The organism is Variovorax sp. CF079, assembly GCF_900101545.1.
GTDB lineage: Bacteria > Pseudomonadota > Gammaproteobacteria > Burkholderiales > Burkholderiaceae_C > Variovorax.
In genome coordinates this window covers 73,673-89,071 of record NZ_FMZU01000005.1, presented here as the reverse complement: position 1 = coordinate 89,071, position 15,399 = coordinate 73,673, and the positions used below count along the sequence as shown (strand labels likewise).

Below are 15,399 nucleotides of genomic sequence, written 5' to 3'. Positions count from 1 at the left end.
AGGTCAATGGTGTTTGTCGCTGCGTGCGATGGCGAGGAGGTGCTCGACCTCCTCGGGGTATTGGCGCAGGTTGTTCTTGTGCCAGCGCTTGATGAGCCACATGAAACCGGCCACCACGAGCCCGAAGGCGGTGATGGCCCAGTAGGCCGAGAGGCCGAAGCCGGTGCAGGCGCTATAGAACGCGCCGAGGATCAGAATGCTGGCGTTCTCGTTGAAGTTCTGCACCGCGATTGAACGGCCGGCGCCCATCAGGTTATGGCCGCGGTGCTGCAGCAGCGCATTCATGGGCACCACCAGGAAGCCCCCGAGTCCGCCCAGCAGAATCAGGAACGGCACTGCCACCCAGAGGTTGCCAATGGCGTTCATCCCGATCAGCAACAGGCCCATGCTGATGCCCAGCGGGATCACGCGGGTCGCCATGTCGAGCCGCATGCGAAGAGAAGCGACGATCGCGCCGATCGCGGTGCCGATCGCGACCACGCCGGTCAACGCGGAGGCTTGCGCCGTGTTGTAGCCGAGCGCCAGCGAGGCCCAGGCCAGCACGATGTACTTGAGATTGCCGCCCGCACCCCAGAACAAGGTCGTCGTCGACAGCGAGATCTGGCCGAGCTTGTCGCGCCAGAGCCGCGAGTTGCAGTGCCAGAAATCGGGCAAGAGCGCGGCCAGATTGCGCACGAAGCCGTGCTGCGGATTGGCGCGCAGCGGCCGCATCTCGACGCCGGTGTGGGGGATGCGGGTGTTGAACCAGGCGGCCAGCATGTAGACGAAGATCAGTGCCGCGATCGCGGCCTCGGGTGCCGTGTCGATGCCGGTGTCCACCACGGGCAGGTCGATCGCGAGCAGCTGGGTCGACAGCGCATGGCCCACCAGCTGCCCGCCGAGCACGATGCCCAGGATGATCGAGGCGATGGTCAGGCCCTCGATCCAGCCGTTGGCCTTGACCAGTTGGGAGGCCGGCAGCAGCTCGGTCAGGATGCCGTACTTGGCCGGCGAATAGGCTGCGGCGCCCAAGCCGACGACTGCATAGGCCAGCAGCGGATGCGTGCCGAACAGCATCATCAGGCAGCCCACCACCTTGATCGCGTTGCTGATGAACATGACCCGGCCCTTGGGCAAGGCATCGGCGAAGGCACCGACCAGCGGCGCCAGCGCGACATAGAAGATGGTGAAGATCGGCACCAGCGCCGCGCGCTGCCACTCGGGCGCGCCGTTGCTCCGCATGAGTTCCACCGCTGCAACGAAAAGCGCGTTGTCGGCCAGCGACGAAAAGAACTGGGCCGACATGATGGTGTAGAAACCGCGCTTCATCGATGGGCTGGCTGGCCAGAGAATGGGGCTGCTGGCGATAGTGGAAAAAGGCCGCGGTACTGGCGGAATGCGCGGTTATAGCATGGGGGTGCAGTGTCAAAATGACGCCACACGCCGGCTTTTGCGGCGTGGTCGTGCGAATGTTTTCAGCTCAGCCATCGGGTTCATCGTGCCTCGTCCCATCCTCGCCACCATCCATACCGCGGCCTTGCGCCACAACCTCGATCGCGCCCGCCGCTCGGCGCTCGAAGCCCGCGTCTGGGCCGTCGTCAAGGCCAATGCCTACGGGCACGGCATCGAGCGCGTGTTCGACGCCTTTCGCGGCGCCGACGGCTTCGCGCTGCTCGACCTGGCCGAGGCGGAACGCGTGCGCGCGCTCGGTTGGCGCGGGCCGGTGCTGCTGCTCGAAGGCGTGTTCGAGCCGCGCGACCTCGAACTCTGCTCGCGGCTCGATCTCTGGCACACGGTGCACTGCGACGCGCAGATCGACATGCTGGCCGCCCACAAGACGCAGGTGCCGCAGCGCGTGTTCCTGAAGATGAATTCGGGCATGAACCGGCTGGGCTTCACGCCCGAGCGCTTCCGCTCGGCCTGGACGCGCCTGAACGCGCTGCCGCAGGTCGACGAGATCTCCTTGATGACGCACTTCAGCGATGCCGACGGCAGTCGCGGCATCGACCACCAGCTCGAGGTGTTCGAGCACACCACGCAAGACCTGCCGGGCGAACGCTCGATCGCCAACAGCGCCGCCACGCTGCGCCACGCGAGAATCGCGCGGGCCGACTGGGTGCGCCCCGGCATCCTGCTCTACGGCAGCGCGCCCGACTTCCCCGAACACGACGCGGCGCACTGGCAGCTGCAGCCGGCGATGACGCTTTCCACGCGGCTGATCTCGGTGCAGACCTTGAAGGCCGGCGACACCATCGGCTACGGCTCCCGCTTCACGGCCGACGGGCCGCTCAACGTCGGCGTGGCCGCGGTCGGCTATGCCGACGGCTATCCGCGCCACTGCGACACCGGCACGCCGGTGCTGGTGAACGGCGTGCGCACGCGCATGGTGGGCCGCGTCAGCATGGACATGATCACCGTCGATCTCACGCCGGTGCCGGATGCCGCTCTCGGCAGCGAGGTCACGCTCTGGGGCCGCGCCTCGAACGGCACGCTGCTGCCCATCGACGAGGTCGCGCAGGCCGCCGGCACGGTCGGCTACGAACTCATGTGCGCCGTCGCGCCGCGGGTGCCAACGGCTGTCGATTGAAGGTCCTTTCCAACTGGCGCTCGGTACGCCTCTGGGAAACGCAGGTCGAGCGCGACCTGCATCGCAACTACCACCTTCGCACGCACGGCCTCCTGATCGGCAGCTTCACGCTGCTCCTGATGTGGCTGGTCTCGTACCTTCAGATGCACGCCGGTGTCGACTCGCTGGCGCTGCGCTATTTCGTGACGCTCGGCGTCGGCTACCTGGGCTACCTGCTGGTGCTGCGCTGGTGGGCGGCGATGCTGGTGCGGCAGAACAAGCAGCTCAACCTCGATGTGCCGGACCCCGGCATCGGCGACTGGCCTTCGGGGCAGAGCGCGATGGCCGATCTCGATGCGGGCGGCGTCGGCGACTTGGCGGGCGGCGCGCTCGAGGCCGCGGCCGGGGCCGACGAGGGCGCGGTCATCGTGGTGCCGGTGGTCGCGATCTTCCTGATCGGGGTGGCGATCGTGTTCGGTGCCGGCGCGCTGGCGCTGCTCTACTTCGGCTCGGAGGCGCTGCTCGCGGTGGCGATCGAAGTCGCCTTCTCCTATGTGTCGGCCCGTGCCGCGGTGCGTGTGGCCCGCGAGGGCTGGCTCACGGCGGCGGTGCGGCTGACCTGGAAGCCGCTGCTCGGCGCCTTGTTCTGCGCCGTGGTGCTGGGCGCGGTGCTGGACCGCTTCATGCCGCAGGTGAACTCGCTGCCCGAGGCGGTGCGCGTGCTGCTGAAGAAAGGCTGAGGCAGCGCCTCAGCTCAATAGAGGCCGAGCTGCCGCGCGCGCAGGCGCGCCAGGCCCAGCAGTGCGTCGGTGAAGGGCGTTTCCACCTTGGCGAGCTGCCCCAGCTCGCGCACCACCGACACCAGCGCATCGAGCTCGACCGCACGGCCGGCCTCGACGTCCTGCAGCATCGAGGTCTTGAAGGCGCCCAGCTTGCGCGTGACCGCGTGCCGGTCTTCGGGGCTCTCGGCGATCGGGATGCCGATGCGCGCGCCGATCTCCTTGGCCTCGAGCATGATGGTCGAGATGAAGCCGCGCACCAGGTCGTCGCCGAGGATCAGGTCGGTGGTGGCGCCCGTGATCGCGCTGATCGGGTTGACCGTCATGTTGCCCCAGAGCTTGTACCAGACGTCCTTCTGGATCTGCGCGGAGAGACGGGCCTCGAAGCCCGCCTGCTTCAGCAGCGCCTCGAGCCGCGTCGCGCGCGGCGTCGCCTCGCCCGAGGGCTCGCCGATGATCAGCCCGTTGCCGAAGTGATGCCGCACCACGCCGGGCGCATCGAGCGAACAGCTCGCATGTACCACGCAGCCGATCACGTGCTGCGCTGGAATCGCCTCGCCGATCTTTCCGCCCGGGTCCACGGCCTGCAATCGCGTACCGGCCAGGCTGCCGCCGAAGCCGCCCTGCAGGAACCACCAGGGCACGCCGTTCATCGCGGTCAACACGATGGTGTCGGGGCCGAGCAGCGGCGCGATCTGCGCTGCCACGGCCTGCAGCGCCGGCGCCTTGACGGCAATCACCACCAGGTCCTGCTCGCCCAGCGTCGCGGGGTCGGCCACCGCATTCACCGGCACGCGCGTGCGCTGCTCGCCGCGCATCACGAAGAGCCCGTCGCGCTGCAGCGCTTCGAGCGTCGCGCCGCGCGCGACCACGTTGAGCCGGTTGCCCGCCTGCGCGAGGCCGGCGCCGATCCATCCGCCGATCGCGCCGGCGCCGTAGATGCAGACTTTCATGGTTCAGTGCTTGTAGGAATCGTCGATGCGGTCGACCTGGCGCACCAGCGCGTCGAACACGTCCTGCCCGCCGCCGTGCTTGGGATTGAACTGCAGCGCGTCGCGCGTGCACTTGCGCGCGATGTCTTCCGGCACCGGAATCGCCGCGCCCATGGAGAAGGTCGCCATCTGGATCTCGCAGGCGCGCTGCAGGGTCCAGAGAATCGCAAACGTCTGCGGCAGCGTCTGGCCCCAGGCCAGCAGACCGTGGTTGCGCAGGATCACGGCCGGCTTGTTGCCGATGCTCTTCAGGAGCCGCGGCCCTTCGTCGGCATGGATCGTGATGCCCTCGAAGTCGTGGTATGCCACCATGTCGTGCAACTGCGCGGTGTAGAAGTTGGTCTGCGCGAGGCCGCCCTGCAGGCAGGCCACGGCCACGCCGGCTGTGGTGTGCGTGTGCATCACGCAGTGGGCATCGGGCAGGCCGTCGTGGATCGCGGCATGCACCGTGAAGCCGGCCGGGTTGACCGGATGCGGCGAGCCGTCGAGCACCTTGCCCTGCAGATCGATCTTGACCAGGTTGCCGGCCGTGACCTCGCTGTAGTGCAGGCCGAAGGGATTGATCAGGAACTGCTTCTGGCCACCCGTCACGCTGTCGGGCAGCCGCACCGTGATGTGGTTGTAGATCATCTCGGTCCAGCCCAGCATCGCGAACACGCGGTAGCAGGCGGCGAGCTGCAGGCGCGCCTCCTGTTCGTCGGGATGGATGGCGGAGCGGGCCGGCGTGGCCGGCGCAGCGAGATGGGAGTTCATAAGCAGTTCCTTTTCATGTCTAGCCTTCAGCGGTGAAGCCGACCTGCTTGACGATCGGCGCCCACTTGGCGGTGTCTTTCTTGATCAGCTCGGTCAGCTCTGCGGGCGTCGAGGACATGGCTTCGAGGCCGAAGGTCGACAGGCCGTCGATCACTTCCTTGGTGGCCAGCGCCGTCTTCATCGCGCCGTTCAGGCGTGCCACCACTTCGGGCGATGCCTTGGCGGGCAGAAAGAACGCGAACCACTCGCTGTGCGCCATGTCCTTGATGCCCTGCTCGCCGAAGGTCGGCACCTCGGGCGCGAAGCGGCTGCGCTTGCTGCCCGAGACGCCGAGGATGCGCACCTTGCCCGTCGGCAGGTGCTGCGAGATGTCGCCGATCGGTCCCGACACGGCGGAGATGTTGCCGCCCAGCAGGTCGAGCATCGCCGGCTGGGTGCCGCGGTAGGCCGCATGCTTGAGTTCCACGCCGGCGCTCTTGCCCAGCAGCGCGCCGATGAAGTGCGGTGTCGAGCCGGCGGCCGGCGAGCCGTAGTTGGCGCCGGTCGGATTGGCCTTGGCCCAGACGAGGAACTCCGGCACCGTCTTCACGCTGGCCGGCACGGCCGGGCCGACCGCGAAGCCGAAGTCGAAGATGCAGGCGACCGTCACCGGCGTCAGGTCGACGAGCGGCTCGTACGGCAGCTTCTTGTAGATGTGCGGGTAGATGGTGAGGATCGAGGTCGGCGTCTGCAGGATGGTCGCGCCGTCGGCCGGCTGGCTCTTGACGTAGGTCACCGCGATCTGGCCGCCGGCGCCGGTGCGGTTCTCGACCACGGCCGCGTTGGCGTAGCCCGGCGCCAGCTTGGTGGCGACGCGGCGGCACAGCGTGTCGGAAGTGCCGCCGGCGGCAAAGCCGGTGATGAGCTTGGTGGTCTCGATCTGCTGCTGCGCGAAGGCTTGCTGGCCGATGCTCGCGAGCAGTGCCGAGGCGCCGGTGGTTTGCAGCAGGTGGCGGCGGGTGAAATTCATGGTGGCGATGTCTCCAAGGTGAGTGGCGCCTCGGGGTTGGGGCGCACGGTGAGCGCGTATTCTTCCAGCAAGCCGCCGCGCCGCAGCTCCGCGTTTACCTCCAATCAGTAGGTCTTGCTCGCCGGCAGCGCCTGCGCGTTGTCCTTGAAGCGCGAGGCGAGCGCACTGGTGCTGCGCGCCAGCAGATTGGTGTCGAGGCCGACCGCGACGAAGAGGGCGCCGAGTTCGAGGTACTTGCGCGCCTGCGCCTCGTCGGGCGTCAGGATGCCGGCGGCCTTGCCGGCGCGGTTGATGCGCGCGATCGCATCCTCGATCGCCGCCTGCACCTCGGGGTGGTCCGGATTGCCGACGTGACCCAGCGATGCCGAGAGGTCCGCTGGGCCGATGAAGACGCCCTCGATGCCGTCCACGGCCGCGATGGCATCCAGGTTGGCCAGCGCCTCGCGCGTCTCGGCCTGCACCAGCAGGCAGACCTGCTCGTTGGCTTCCTTGGCATAGGCCGGGTAGCGGCCCCAGCGCGAAGCGCGCGCACCGCCCATGCCGCGGATGCCGTGCGGCGGATAGCGCATCGCGCGCGCGATCGCCTGCGCCTGCTCGGGCGTGTCGACCATCGGCACCAGGATGGTTTGCAGGCCGAGGTCCAGGTACTGCTTGATCAGCGCCGTGCCGACGTCGCCATGGCCGACCGGGACGCGCGCGATCGCGTTGGCGCCGGGGTAGGCGGCGATCGCCTGCGCCTGCTGCAGCACGCTGCGCAGGCCGTTGGGCGAATGCTCGCCGTCGATCAAGAGCCAGTCGAAGCCGGCGCCGGCGCAGATCTCCGCGCAGTAGGCATCGGCGAGGCCGAGCCAGAGGCCGATTTGCACGCGCTTCTCGGCGAGGGCTTGCTTGAAGGGGTTCGTGGGGGTTTGCATGGTCGGCTTTCAGGTGAAGCGGAACGAGATCGAGCCCAGGGGGCCGTAGTCCGCATGGAAGGTATCTCCGGGCAGTCCGGTGGTCGGACGCGTGAACGAGCCGCCGAGCACCACCTCGCCGGGCTCCAGGCATTCGCCCCAGGGCGCGAGCTTGTTGGCGAGCCAGGCCACGCCGGTGGCCGGGTGGTTGAGCACGGCGGCGGCCACGCCCGATTCCTCGATCACGCCGTTCTTGTAGAGCAGGGCGCTGACCCAGCGCAGGTCGACCGCGTCGGGCTTGACCGGCCGTCCGCCGGTCACGATGCCGGCGTTGGCCGCGTTGTCGGCGATGGTGTCGAAGACGCGGCGCGGCGCCTTGGTCTCGCGGTCGAACTGCTCGATGCGCGCATCGATGATCTCGATCGCTGGCACCACGTAGTCGGTGGCCGCGAGCACGTCGAAGATGCTCACGTGCGGCCCCTGCAGCCGCCTGCCGAGCACGAAGGCCAGCTCGACCTCGATGCGCGGCGCGATGAAGCGCGTGAACGGGATGTCGCCGCCCTGCTCGAAGAACATGTCGTCCAAGAGCGTGCCGTAATCGGGCTCGGTGATCTGGCTGGACAGCTGCATCGCGCGCGAGGTGAGGCCGATCTTGTGGCCCTTGACCACGCGTCCTTCGGCCAGCTTGGTCTTCACCCATTCGCGCGAGATCGCGTAGCCGTCCTCGACCGTCATCTCGGGAAAGCGCCGGGAGAAGTGCTGCAGCTGCACGCGCGACTTCTCGCTTTCGTGCAGCTCGGCGGCGAGCTGCTGGATGATCTTCTTGTCGAGCATGCGTGGCGGCTATTTGTTGAAGAGAGGATGCAGGTTGCCGCACTTGCCGTCGTAGACCTGGCCGGGCGCTTCGTCGATCTGCAGCGTGATGCCGACGTGCCGCTTCGCGAGCAGCGGCTCGAAATGCGTCTTCACCCTTTCCAGCAAGGCGTCGCCGATGCGCTTCTTCACTGCTTCGCTGCGTCCCGTCGCCATGCGCACGTTGAGGTAGACGAAGGCGTAGTCGCCCTTGCCGTCGGCCACCGCATGGTGCGCTGCCGGAAAGGCCAGCACGCGCGTGCCGCCGGTCGGATAGACCTGCCGGCCCTCGTCGTCGCGCTGTTCGAGCATGGCGTCGGCCATCGTGCGGCACAGCGCCGTCATGTCGGTCTCGCGCTCGATGTTTGGGGTGTAGAGGATCACCAGATGCGGCATCTTTCTTTTCCTCAGGCGGTGGCCGGTGCAGGCAGCGGCGTGACCGGAAAGATCGCATTGATCTGCCCCGTCCCCGAGCTGCCGAAATAAGGCGTGACGATCTCCACCGGCGCCGTGTAGCGGTCCCAGCCCAGCAGGCCGAGCAGCATGGCCGTGTCGTGCATGTCGCCTTCGCCCCAGCACTTGTCGGCATACATCGGCAGCATGCCGACGAAGGTCTTCCATTCACCGGCTTCCCAGAGCTGGACCACGCGGCGGTCGACCTGCTCGAGGAAAGGATCGTAGACCTTGTGCATGAACTCGGGCGCGCGGCCGTTGTCGGCGAAATGATGCGACAGCGAGCCGCTGGCGAACACCGCCACCGTGCCCTCGTAGCGTTCCTCAATGGCGCGCCGCACCGCGAGGCCGAAGCGGCCGGATTCGTGCAGGTCGTGCCAGTCGCACCAGCCGCTGATGCTGATCACCTTGTAGTGCTGATCGGCGTTCATGTAGCGCATCGGCACCAGCGTGCCGTATTCGAGTTCGAGCGTGGTGTCGCTGTGGGCGCGGCTCTTCACGCCCATCTCGTTGGCCACGTCGGCGATCAGGTGGCCCAGCGCCGGGTTGCCCGGGTAGGCGTAGGGCATGTTCTTGATGAAGTGCGGCAGCTCGTTGCTGGTGTAGGTGCCGCCGAACTGCGGGCCGCAGTTGATGTGGTATTCGCTGTTGACCTGCCAGTGCACGTCGAAGACCACGATGGTGTCCACGCCCAGTTCGCGGCAGCGGCGGTCGATTTCCTTGTGGCCGTTGATCGCCGCCTCGCGGCAGCCGAAGTTCGGGCCGGGGAATTCCGACAGGTACATCGACGGCACATGCGTGATCTTGGCTGCGAGTGCGAGCGTGCCCATGGTCAGACTCCCCAGTGAGGGATGTGATGCGAACCCAGCGAGACTGCGACGTTCTTCGGCTCGCAGAAAACCTCGTAGCTCCACGTGCCGCCTTCGCGCCCGGTGCCCGAGGCCTTGGTGCCGCCGAAGGGCTGGCGCAGGTCTCTGACGTTCTGGCTGTTGACGAAGCACATGCCGGCTTCGACCGCGGCCGCGACGCGGTGCGCGCGGCCGATGTTCTCGGTCCAGACGTAGCTGCTCAATCCATATTGGATGTCGTTGGCCAGGCGGATCGCATCGGCCTCGTCCTTGAAGGGAATGAGGCAGGCGACGGGGCCGAAGATCTCGTCCTGCGCGATCTTCATGCGGTTGTCGACATCGGCGAAGACGGTGGGCATCACATAGTTGCCTTTCCTCACGCGGTCCGGCAGTTGCGGCGCTTCGAGCCCGCCGCACAAAAGCGTCGCACCTTCCTTCGGGCCGAGCTCGATGTAGCTGCGCACCTTGGCCAGGTGGGCCTGCGAGATCATCGGGCCGACGATGGTCGCTTCATGAAGCGGATCGCCGACCGCGATGCGCTTCGCGCGCTCGGCGAACCTCGCGGCGAAGTCGGCATAGATCGACTGCTGCACCAGGATGCGCGAGCCGGCCGTGCAGCGCTCGCCGTTGTTGCTGAAGATCATGAACACGGCCGCGTCGAGCGCGCGCTCGAGGTTCGCGTCCTCGAAGATCACGAAGGGGCTCTTGCCGCCGAGCTCCATGCTGAACTTCTTCAGGCCCGCACTCTTGACGATGCGGTTGCCCGTGGCCGTGGAGCCGGTGAAGGAGATGGCGCGCACATCCGGATGCGCCACCAGCGGCTCGCCCGCGTCCTTGCCGTAGCCGTGCACCAGGTTCAGCACACCGGGCGGGATGCCGGCCTCGAGCGCCAGCTCGCCGAGCCGCGCGGCCGTGAGCGGCGAGAGCTCGCTCATCTTGAGCACCGCGGTGTTGCCGAAGGCCAGGCAGGGTGCGACCTTCCAGGTGGCGGTCATGAAGGGCACGTTCCACGGCGATATCAGCGCGCACACGCCGACCGGATGGAACAGCGTGTAGTTGAGGTGTGTCTCGGTCGGGTAGGTGTGGCCGTCGACGCGCGTGCACATCTCGGCGAAGTAGTAGAAGTTGTCGGCCGCGCGCGGCACCAGCTGCTTGCCGGTCTGCGCGATGACCTGGCCGCAGTCGTCGGTCTCGGTGCGCGCGAGCTCGGGCACGTGGGCGGCGATCAGGTCGCCCAGCTTGCGGATCAGCTTGGCGCGCTGCGGCGCGGGCATGCCGGCCCATTTGGGAAAGGCTTCCTTGGCGGCCGCGACGGCCGCGTTCACTTCGGCTTCGCCGCCCGCGGCGACCTCGGCCAACACCTCCTGCGTGGCCGGGTTGACGGTCTGGAAGTAGTCGCGGCCGGCGACCGGCTTGCCGTCGATGAGGTGGTCGATCTTCATGAGGGTCCTAGTCCAGCTTGATGTCGCGTGCCTTGATCAGCGCGTGCCACTTCTTGCGCTCCGCCTCGGTGTAGCGGGTCATCGCGGCGGCGTCGGCGGGGGTTGCATCCCATCCGGCGTCGAAGAGCTTCTGCCGCACGCCGGCGTCGCTCACCGCCTTCTGCAGCTCGGCGCCGAGCCGGGCCTGCACGTCCTTGGGCGTGGCCGCCGGCGCGACGAGGCCTTGCCAGGCATAGGCCTCGACGCCCGCGTAGCCGAGCTCTTTCGCCGTCGGCACGTTGGGCAGTTGCGGCATGCGTTCGGCCGACAGGGCGATCAGCGGCGTGATCTTGCCGGCCTTGACCGCGCTGACGCCGCTGGGCAGGTCGAGCACGATCAGCGGCACCTGCCCGGCCATCAGGTCCTGCATGGCCGGCGCGCCGCCCTTGTAGGGCACGTGGAGCAGGGAGACGCCCGCCTCGCGCTGGAACAGCTCGAGCGCGAGGTGGTGCGGGCTGCCGTTGCCGGGCGTTCCGATACTGTACTTGCCCGGCGAGCGCTTGAGCTCGGCGAGCAGCGCCTTGGCGTCGGCGAAGCCGGCATTGGGGCCGGCCGTGATGACCAGCGCCGAGCGGCCCATCATGGCGAGCAGCGCAAAGTCCTTCTCGGGGTCGTAGGGCAGCTTCTTGTAGAGCGCGGGGTTGTAGACCAGCACGCCGTTGTCGGCCGAGAACACGGTGTAGCCGTCGGCCGGTGCGCGGGCCACGTGCTCGGACGCGATGATGGCGCCGGCGCCCGGGCGGTTGTCGACCAGTACTGGCTGGCCGAGCTGCTGCGACAACTGGGCGCCGGCGGTGCGCGCGAGGAAATCGGTGCCTCCGCCGGCCGGGTAGCCGACCACCCAGCGCACGGGCTTGTTCGGATAGGGCTGCGCTGCAGCGCCGGCGGCGAGGACGGACGCGCCCAATGCCACCAGGGCCGTCGCCAGCCAGGACTTCTTGACCATGTCGTCTCCTTCGTGATGTGTTCTGGGCGATGCGGGCTCAGGCCGCACCGATGGTGTTGGAGAGCGCGCCGATGCGCTCGATCTCGGTCACGATCACGTCCCCGGGCTGGCAGTCGACCACGCCGTCGGGCGTGCCCGTGAGGATCAGGTCGCCGGGCGAGAGCGTCATGAAGCTCGAGAAATATTCGATGAGGAAGGGCGCGTCGAAGATCATGTCCTTCGTGTTGCCCGACTGCGTGAGCTTGCCGTTGACGGTGGTCTTGAGCGCGAGCGCCATCGGGTCGGGCACGTCCTTCGCGTCCACGAGCCAGGGGCCGATCGGCGTGCAGGTGTCGCGGTTCTTCACGCGCAGGTTGGGGCGGTACCAGTTCTCGAGGTAGTCGCGGATCGCATAGTCGTTGGCCACCGTGTAGCCGCCGATGAAGTCGTAGGCGTCGCCCTGCCGCACCTTGCGCGCGGTCTTGCCGACCACGATCACCAGCTCGCATTCGTAGTGCATGAACGAGACGCCGGCCGGGCGGTAGGTGATCTGGCGATGGCCCGTGAGCGTGCTCTCGCCCTTGACGAAGACCAGCGGCTCCTCGGGTGCCTTGAACGCCAGTTCCTTCGCATGGTCGGCGTAGTTGAGGCCGAGCGCGAGGATGGTGCGCGGCCGCGGCGTCGGTGCGAAGGGCGGCAGCCACATCACCTCGTCGAAGCCGACCGCGCGGCCGTCGGCGAGCAGCAGGCGGCCGTCGCGCTCGGTCGCCTCGTGCTCCGCGCCTTCGAAGGTGACGCGCGCGTGCTTCATGGCTGTTCTCCCACCAGTGTGTTGACCAAGGTTTCGAAACCCGGCGCGCTGATCTCGATGCGGTCGCCGAGGCGCGCCAGCGGACGGCCGGCATCGCAGCCGAGCATCAGCACGTCGCCGTGTGCGAGCGTCATGAAGGCGCCGACCTCGGACAGCAGTTGCGCCGCGCTGCGCACCGTCTGCGAGAAATCCACCGACTGGCGCAGTTCGCCGTTGATGCGCACTTCGAGACTGAACTGCGCCGGGTCGGCGACCTCCTGCGCATCGCGCATGGCAGGCCCGATGCCGAGGAAGCCGTCCACGCACTTGAACTTGACGGGCGGGCGGAAGAAGCTCGCATGCGGGATCGACAGGTCGTTCATCAGCATGAAGCCTTCGACGTCGCTGTCGGCGCCGATGACCATGCCGATGGTGGCGCCGACTTCGACCTCGGGCACCTTGGCCGGCACGGTGATGGCGCTGCCATGCGGACTCCAGGTGTTGGCCGTCTTCACGTAGAGCACGGGCGCTTGCGGCGGCGCCTTGTAGGGCGGCTGGCTCATCTGCGGCGCCAGCGCCTCGACTTCGGCGCGGAAGTTGAGCAGCACGCCGTAGACCGTGCCGGTGGGCATGAAGCTCATGGCTGCTCCAGTTCGATCACTTCGTCGAGCAGCACGTAGAGCTGCGACAGCTTCTGCTTGCCCAGGGACTTTTCCATCCAGTCGTAGTGCGCCTCGATCGCGCGCGAGAGCTTGCTCACCATGCGCGTGCCCTTGGCCGTGGCCTCGACCACGGTGCGGCGCTGGTCCGCCGGATCGCGCTCGCGACGGATCAGGCCGTCGCGCTCCATGCGCGAGAGCACGCCGGTCAGGCTGGGGCCGAGGATGAAGGCCTCGCGTGCGACGCGGCCGGTCTCGACCACGCCGAGCTCGCCAAGCACGCGCAGCACGCGCCATTGCTGATCGCTCAGGCCATGCTCGCGCAGGCTGGGCCGCGTGTGCGCCATGACGGCTTCGCGCGCCTGAAGCAGCAGGCGCGGCAGATTGCGGTGGACAAAGGGGGTGCTCATGAAGGTCTTGATTATTTAACATGTTAAATTAATTGCAAGTGCCTTCCGGGCGGGCTTCGGCGGGGTTTTCCCTGAGCCGGGCTGACGCCCTCCCTACACTCGGGCAATGGCCAAGGAAAAAACCCTCTTCGTGTGCTCCGAATGCGGCGGCACCAGCCCCAAGTGGCTCGGCCGCTGCCCCAGCTGCGGCGCCTGGAACACGCTGATCGAACAGGTGGCCGGCCCCGCGGGCGGCAGCGCCAATAACCGCTTCGGCGCGCAGTTCGCGGCGCTCGCCGGCTCGGCCGAGCTGGCCACGCTGTCCGAAATCGAGGCCACCGACATCGAGCGCACGCCTACCGGGCTCGACGAGCTCGACCGCGTGCTGGGCGGCGGCATCGTCGACGGCGGCGTCACACTGATCGGCGGTGACCCGGGCATCGGCAAGTCGACGCTCTTGCTGCAGGCGGTCGACGCGCTGCAGCGCGCCGGCCGCAACGCGATCTACGTCACCGGCGAAGAGAGCGGCGCCCAGGTGGCGCTGCGCTCGCGGCGGTTGGGCCTCCCGCAATCGCAGGTGCAGGTGCTGGCCGAGATCCAGCTCGAGAAGATCCTCGCCGCGCTCGACGCCACGCGGCCCGCGATCGCGGTGATCGACTCGATCCAGACCGTCTACTCCGACCAGCTGACCTCGGCGCCGGGTTCGGTGGCGCAGGTGCGCGAGTGCGCGGCGCACCTCACGCGCTTCGCCAAGGCCAGCGGCACTGCGGTGGTGCTGGTGGGCCACGTGACCAAGGAGGGCGCGCTGGCCGGCCCGCGCGTGCTGGAGCACATGGTCGACACGGTGCTTTACTTCGAAGGCGACACGCACTCGAGCTTTCGGCTGGTGCGCGCCATCAAGAACCGCTTCGGCGCGGTCAACGAGATCGGCGTGTTCGCGATGACCGAGCGCGGCCTGAAAGGCGTGACCAACCCGAGCGCGATCTTCCTGAGCCAGCACGCCGAACCGGTGCCCGGCAGCGTGGTGCTGGTCACGCTCGAAGGCACGCGGCCGATGCTGGTCGAGATCCAGGCGCTGGTCGACAACGGCGGGCCGAGTCCACGGCGCCTGTCGGTCGGGCTCGACCGCGACCGGCTCGCAATGCTGCTCGCAGTGCTGCACCGCCATGCGGGCGTGGCTTGCATGGACCAGGACGTGTTCGTCAATGCGGTCGGCGGCGTGCGCATCAGCGAGCCGGCGGCCGACCTGGCCGTGATGCTCGCCATCACCTCCAGCCTGCGCGGCAAGCCCTTGCCCAAGGGCTTCATCGCCTTCGGCGAAGTCGGCCTCGCCGGCGAGGTGCGGCCGGCGCCGCGCGGCCAGGAGCGCCTGCGCGAGGCCGCCAAGCTGGGCTTCAGCGTAGCGGTGGTGCCCAAGGCCAACGCGCCGCGCAAGGGCGCGAAGGAGATCGAGGGGCTGACCATCCACCCGGTGGACCGCATCGAGGAAGCCATGGACGTGGTGCGGCAGCTGCACTAGCCCGGGGCGTGACAATACCGCTCATGAATTTCGGCAAAGTCCTCGTTCCGCTCGCCGGCCTCGTGCTGCTCGGCCTCGCCTATCGCGCCTATGGATGGGCCGGCGTCGCGCTCGCGGGCGGCGCCATCGTCATGTTCCTGCTGATGCATTTCAACCGCACCATGCAGGTACTGAAACGCGCCGCCGACCGACCCATCGGCACGGTCGCCAGCGCGGTGATGCTCAACGCCAAGCTCAAGCCCAAGGCGACACTGTTGCACGTGATCGCGATGACGCGCGCGCTCGGCGAGCAGCGTTCGCCCAAGGACGCGCAGCCAGAAGTTTTCCGCTGGACCGACGGCGGCGGCTCCTGGGTCGATGCCACCTTCGCGAACGGCAAGCTGAGCGAGTGGAAGCTGGTGCGGCCCGAGGTGCCGGACGAAGACGCGTCGCAGCAGGCCGACGCGCCGAGCGCCGACGCCGTCAAGCCTGGCGCGACCGACGCGCTGCGGCCGCCGTTTTAGGGCCTGTTA

Annotated in this window: 17 protein-coding genes; 4 read left to right on the top strand and 13 right to left on the bottom strand. The window is 68.1% G+C overall.

Features of this window, described 5'->3' with window-relative positions; genetic code table 11:
* Positions 1 to 3: 3 nt before the first annotated feature.
* Positions 4 to 1,308, bottom strand: coding sequence for a lysophospholipid transporter LplT (gene lplT / locus BLS74_RS07940; protein ID WP_093104315.1), 1,305 nt, complete (start codon positions 1,306 to 1,308; stop codon positions 4 to 6).
* Positions 1,309 to 1,477: 169 nt separating this feature from the next.
* Between lplT and alr the strand changes: the two genes are divergently transcribed.
* Complete coding sequence (alr, locus tag BLS74_RS07935) at positions 1,478 to 2,566, top strand: alanine racemase (protein ID WP_093104666.1); 1,089 nt, start codon at positions 1,478 to 1,480, stop codon at positions 2,564 to 2,566.
* On the top strand, positions 2,563 to 3,285 hold the full coding sequence (locus tag BLS74_RS07930) for a hypothetical protein (RefSeq protein WP_093104313.1): 723 nt from the start codon (positions 2,563 to 2,565) through the stop codon (positions 3,283 to 3,285). The genes alr and BLS74_RS07930 overlap by 4 nt, the downstream gene beginning before the upstream one ends.
* Before the next feature lie 14 nt (positions 3,286 to 3,299).
* Here BLS74_RS07930 and BLS74_RS07925 read toward each other — a convergent pair whose 3' ends face one another.
* The 12 genes from BLS74_RS07925 to hpaR form a co-directional block, all read right to left on the bottom strand.
* The gene (locus BLS74_RS07925) at positions 3,300 to 4,277 is read right to left on the bottom strand and encodes a 2-dehydropantoate 2-reductase (protein ID WP_093104312.1); all 978 of its coding nucleotides are present in this window, start codon (positions 4,275 to 4,277) and stop codon (positions 3,300 to 3,302) included.
* Between the two features lie 3 nt (positions 4,278 to 4,280).
* Entirely contained in the window at positions 4,281 to 5,069 is a 789-nt protein-coding gene (locus BLS74_RS07920) for a class II aldolase/adducin family protein (RefSeq protein ID WP_093104310.1), read from the bottom strand.
* A gap of 19 nt (positions 5,070 to 5,088) precedes the next feature.
* Complete coding sequence (locus BLS74_RS07915) at positions 5,089 to 6,078, bottom strand: Bug family tripartite tricarboxylate transporter substrate binding protein (protein WP_093104309.1); 990 nt, start codon at positions 6,076 to 6,078, stop codon at positions 5,089 to 5,091.
* A 104-nt stretch (positions 6,079 to 6,182) separates the two neighbouring features.
* Entirely contained in the window at positions 6,183 to 6,992 is an 810-nt protein-coding gene (locus tag BLS74_RS07910) for an aldolase/citrate lyase family protein (protein ID WP_093104307.1), read from the bottom strand.
* Between the two features lie 9 nt (positions 6,993 to 7,001).
* Positions 7,002 to 7,805 (bottom strand): 2-oxo-hept-4-ene-1,7-dioate hydratase, encoded by an 804-nt coding sequence (hpaH, locus tag BLS74_RS07905; RefSeq protein WP_093104305.1) that lies wholly within the window; start codon positions 7,803 to 7,805, stop codon positions 7,002 to 7,004.
* 9 nt (positions 7,806 to 7,814) lie between these two features.
* On the bottom strand, positions 7,815 to 8,219 hold the full coding sequence (locus BLS74_RS07900; protein ID WP_093104304.1) for a 5-carboxymethyl-2-hydroxymuconate Delta-isomerase: 405 nt from the start codon (positions 8,217 to 8,219) through the stop codon (positions 7,815 to 7,817).
* A gap of 11 nt (positions 8,220 to 8,230) precedes the next feature.
* Positions 8,231 to 9,106, bottom strand: a complete 876-nt coding sequence (hpaD, locus tag BLS74_RS07895) for a 3,4-dihydroxyphenylacetate 2,3-dioxygenase (RefSeq protein ID WP_170855536.1) — start codon at positions 9,104 to 9,106, stop codon at positions 8,231 to 8,233.
* Positions 9,107 to 9,108: 2 nt separating this feature from the next.
* Entirely contained in the window at positions 9,109 to 10,566 is a 1,458-nt protein-coding gene (gene hpaE / locus BLS74_RS07890) for a 5-carboxymethyl-2-hydroxymuconate semialdehyde dehydrogenase (protein WP_093104302.1), read from the bottom strand.
* Between the two features lie 7 nt (positions 10,567 to 10,573).
* On the bottom strand, positions 10,574 to 11,551 hold the full coding sequence (locus BLS74_RS07885; RefSeq protein WP_093104301.1) for a Bug family tripartite tricarboxylate transporter substrate binding protein: 978 nt from the start codon (positions 11,549 to 11,551) through the stop codon (positions 10,574 to 10,576).
* 37 nt (positions 11,552 to 11,588) lie between these two features.
* Complete coding sequence (locus BLS74_RS07880; protein ID WP_093104299.1) at positions 11,589 to 12,341, bottom strand: fumarylacetoacetate hydrolase family protein; 753 nt, start codon at positions 12,339 to 12,341, stop codon at positions 11,589 to 11,591.
* A complete protein-coding gene (locus BLS74_RS07875) occupies positions 12,338 to 12,961 on the bottom strand; it encodes a fumarylacetoacetate hydrolase family protein (RefSeq protein WP_093104298.1) in 624 nt (207 codons plus the stop codon). Before BLS74_RS07875 ends, BLS74_RS07880 begins: the two co-directional genes overlap by 4 nt.
* The gene (hpaR, locus tag BLS74_RS07870; RefSeq protein WP_093104296.1) at positions 12,958 to 13,389 is read right to left on the bottom strand and encodes a homoprotocatechuate degradation operon regulator HpaR; all 432 of its coding nucleotides are present in this window, start codon (positions 13,387 to 13,389) and stop codon (positions 12,958 to 12,960) included. Before hpaR ends, BLS74_RS07875 begins: the two co-directional genes overlap by 4 nt.
* Positions 13,390 to 13,495: 106 nt before the next feature.
* On the opposite strand from hpaR, the gene radA reads away from it, so the two are divergent.
* Positions 13,496 to 14,887: a DNA repair protein RadA gene (radA, locus tag BLS74_RS07865; protein ID WP_093104295.1), complete on the top strand. Its 1,392-nt coding sequence runs from the start codon at positions 13,496 to 13,498 to the stop codon at positions 14,885 to 14,887.
* A gap of 14 nt (positions 14,888 to 14,901) precedes the next feature.
* A complete protein-coding gene (locus BLS74_RS07860; RefSeq protein ID WP_348272417.1) occupies positions 14,902 to 15,390 on the top strand; it encodes a glycerate kinase in 489 nt (162 codons plus the stop codon).
* Positions 15,391 to 15,399: the final 9 nt, after the last annotated feature.

Bases quoted from the DNA above. Each gene is read 5' to 3' on its own strand.
- BLS74_RS07900 (WP_093104304.1), bottom strand. From the start codon at position 8,219: ATGCCGCATCTGGTGATCCTCTACACCCCAAACATCGAGCGCGAGACC.
- BLS74_RS07920 (WP_093104310.1), bottom strand. From the start codon at position 5,069: ATGAACTCCCATCTCGCTGCGCCGGCCACGCCGGCCCGCTCCGCCATC.
- BLS74_RS07885 (WP_093104301.1), bottom strand. From the start codon at position 11,551: ATGGTCAAGAAGTCCTGGCTGGCGACGGCCCTGGTGGCATTGGGCGCG.
- radA (WP_093104295.1), top strand. From the start codon at position 13,496: ATGGCCAAGGAAAAAACCCTCTTCGTGTGCTCCGAATGCGGCGGCACC.
- hpaR (WP_093104296.1), bottom strand. From the start codon at position 13,389: ATGAGCACCCCCTTTGTCCACCGCAATCTGCCGCGCCTGCTGCTTCAG.
- BLS74_RS07925 (WP_093104312.1), bottom strand. From the start codon at position 4,277: ATGAAAGTCTGCATCTACGGCGCCGGCGCGATCGGCGGATGGATCGGC.
- hpaD (WP_170855536.1), bottom strand. From the start codon at position 9,106: ATGGGCACGCTCGCACTCGCAGCCAAGATCACGCATGTGCCGTCGATG.
- BLS74_RS07910 (WP_093104307.1), bottom strand. From the start codon at position 6,992: ATGCAAACCCCCACGAACCCCTTCAAGCAAGCCCTCGCCGAGAAGCGC.
- lplT (WP_093104315.1), bottom strand. From the start codon at position 1,308: ATGAAGCGCGGTTTCTACACCATCATGTCGGCCCAGTTCTTTTCGTCG.
- hpaE (WP_093104302.1), bottom strand. From the start codon at position 10,566: ATGAAGATCGACCACCTCATCGACGGCAAGCCGGTCGCCGGCCGCGAC.
- BLS74_RS07875 (WP_093104298.1), bottom strand. From the start codon at position 12,961: ATGAGCTTCATGCCCACCGGCACGGTCTACGGCGTGCTGCTCAACTTC.
- hpaH (WP_093104305.1), bottom strand. From the start codon at position 7,805: ATGCTCGACAAGAAGATCATCCAGCAGCTCGCCGCCGAGCTGCACGAA.
- BLS74_RS07880 (WP_093104299.1), bottom strand. From the start codon at position 12,341: ATGAAGCACGCGCGCGTCACCTTCGAAGGCGCGGAGCACGAGGCGACC.
- BLS74_RS07915 (WP_093104309.1), bottom strand. From the start codon at position 6,078: ATGAATTTCACCCGCCGCCACCTGCTGCAAACCACCGGCGCCTCGGCA.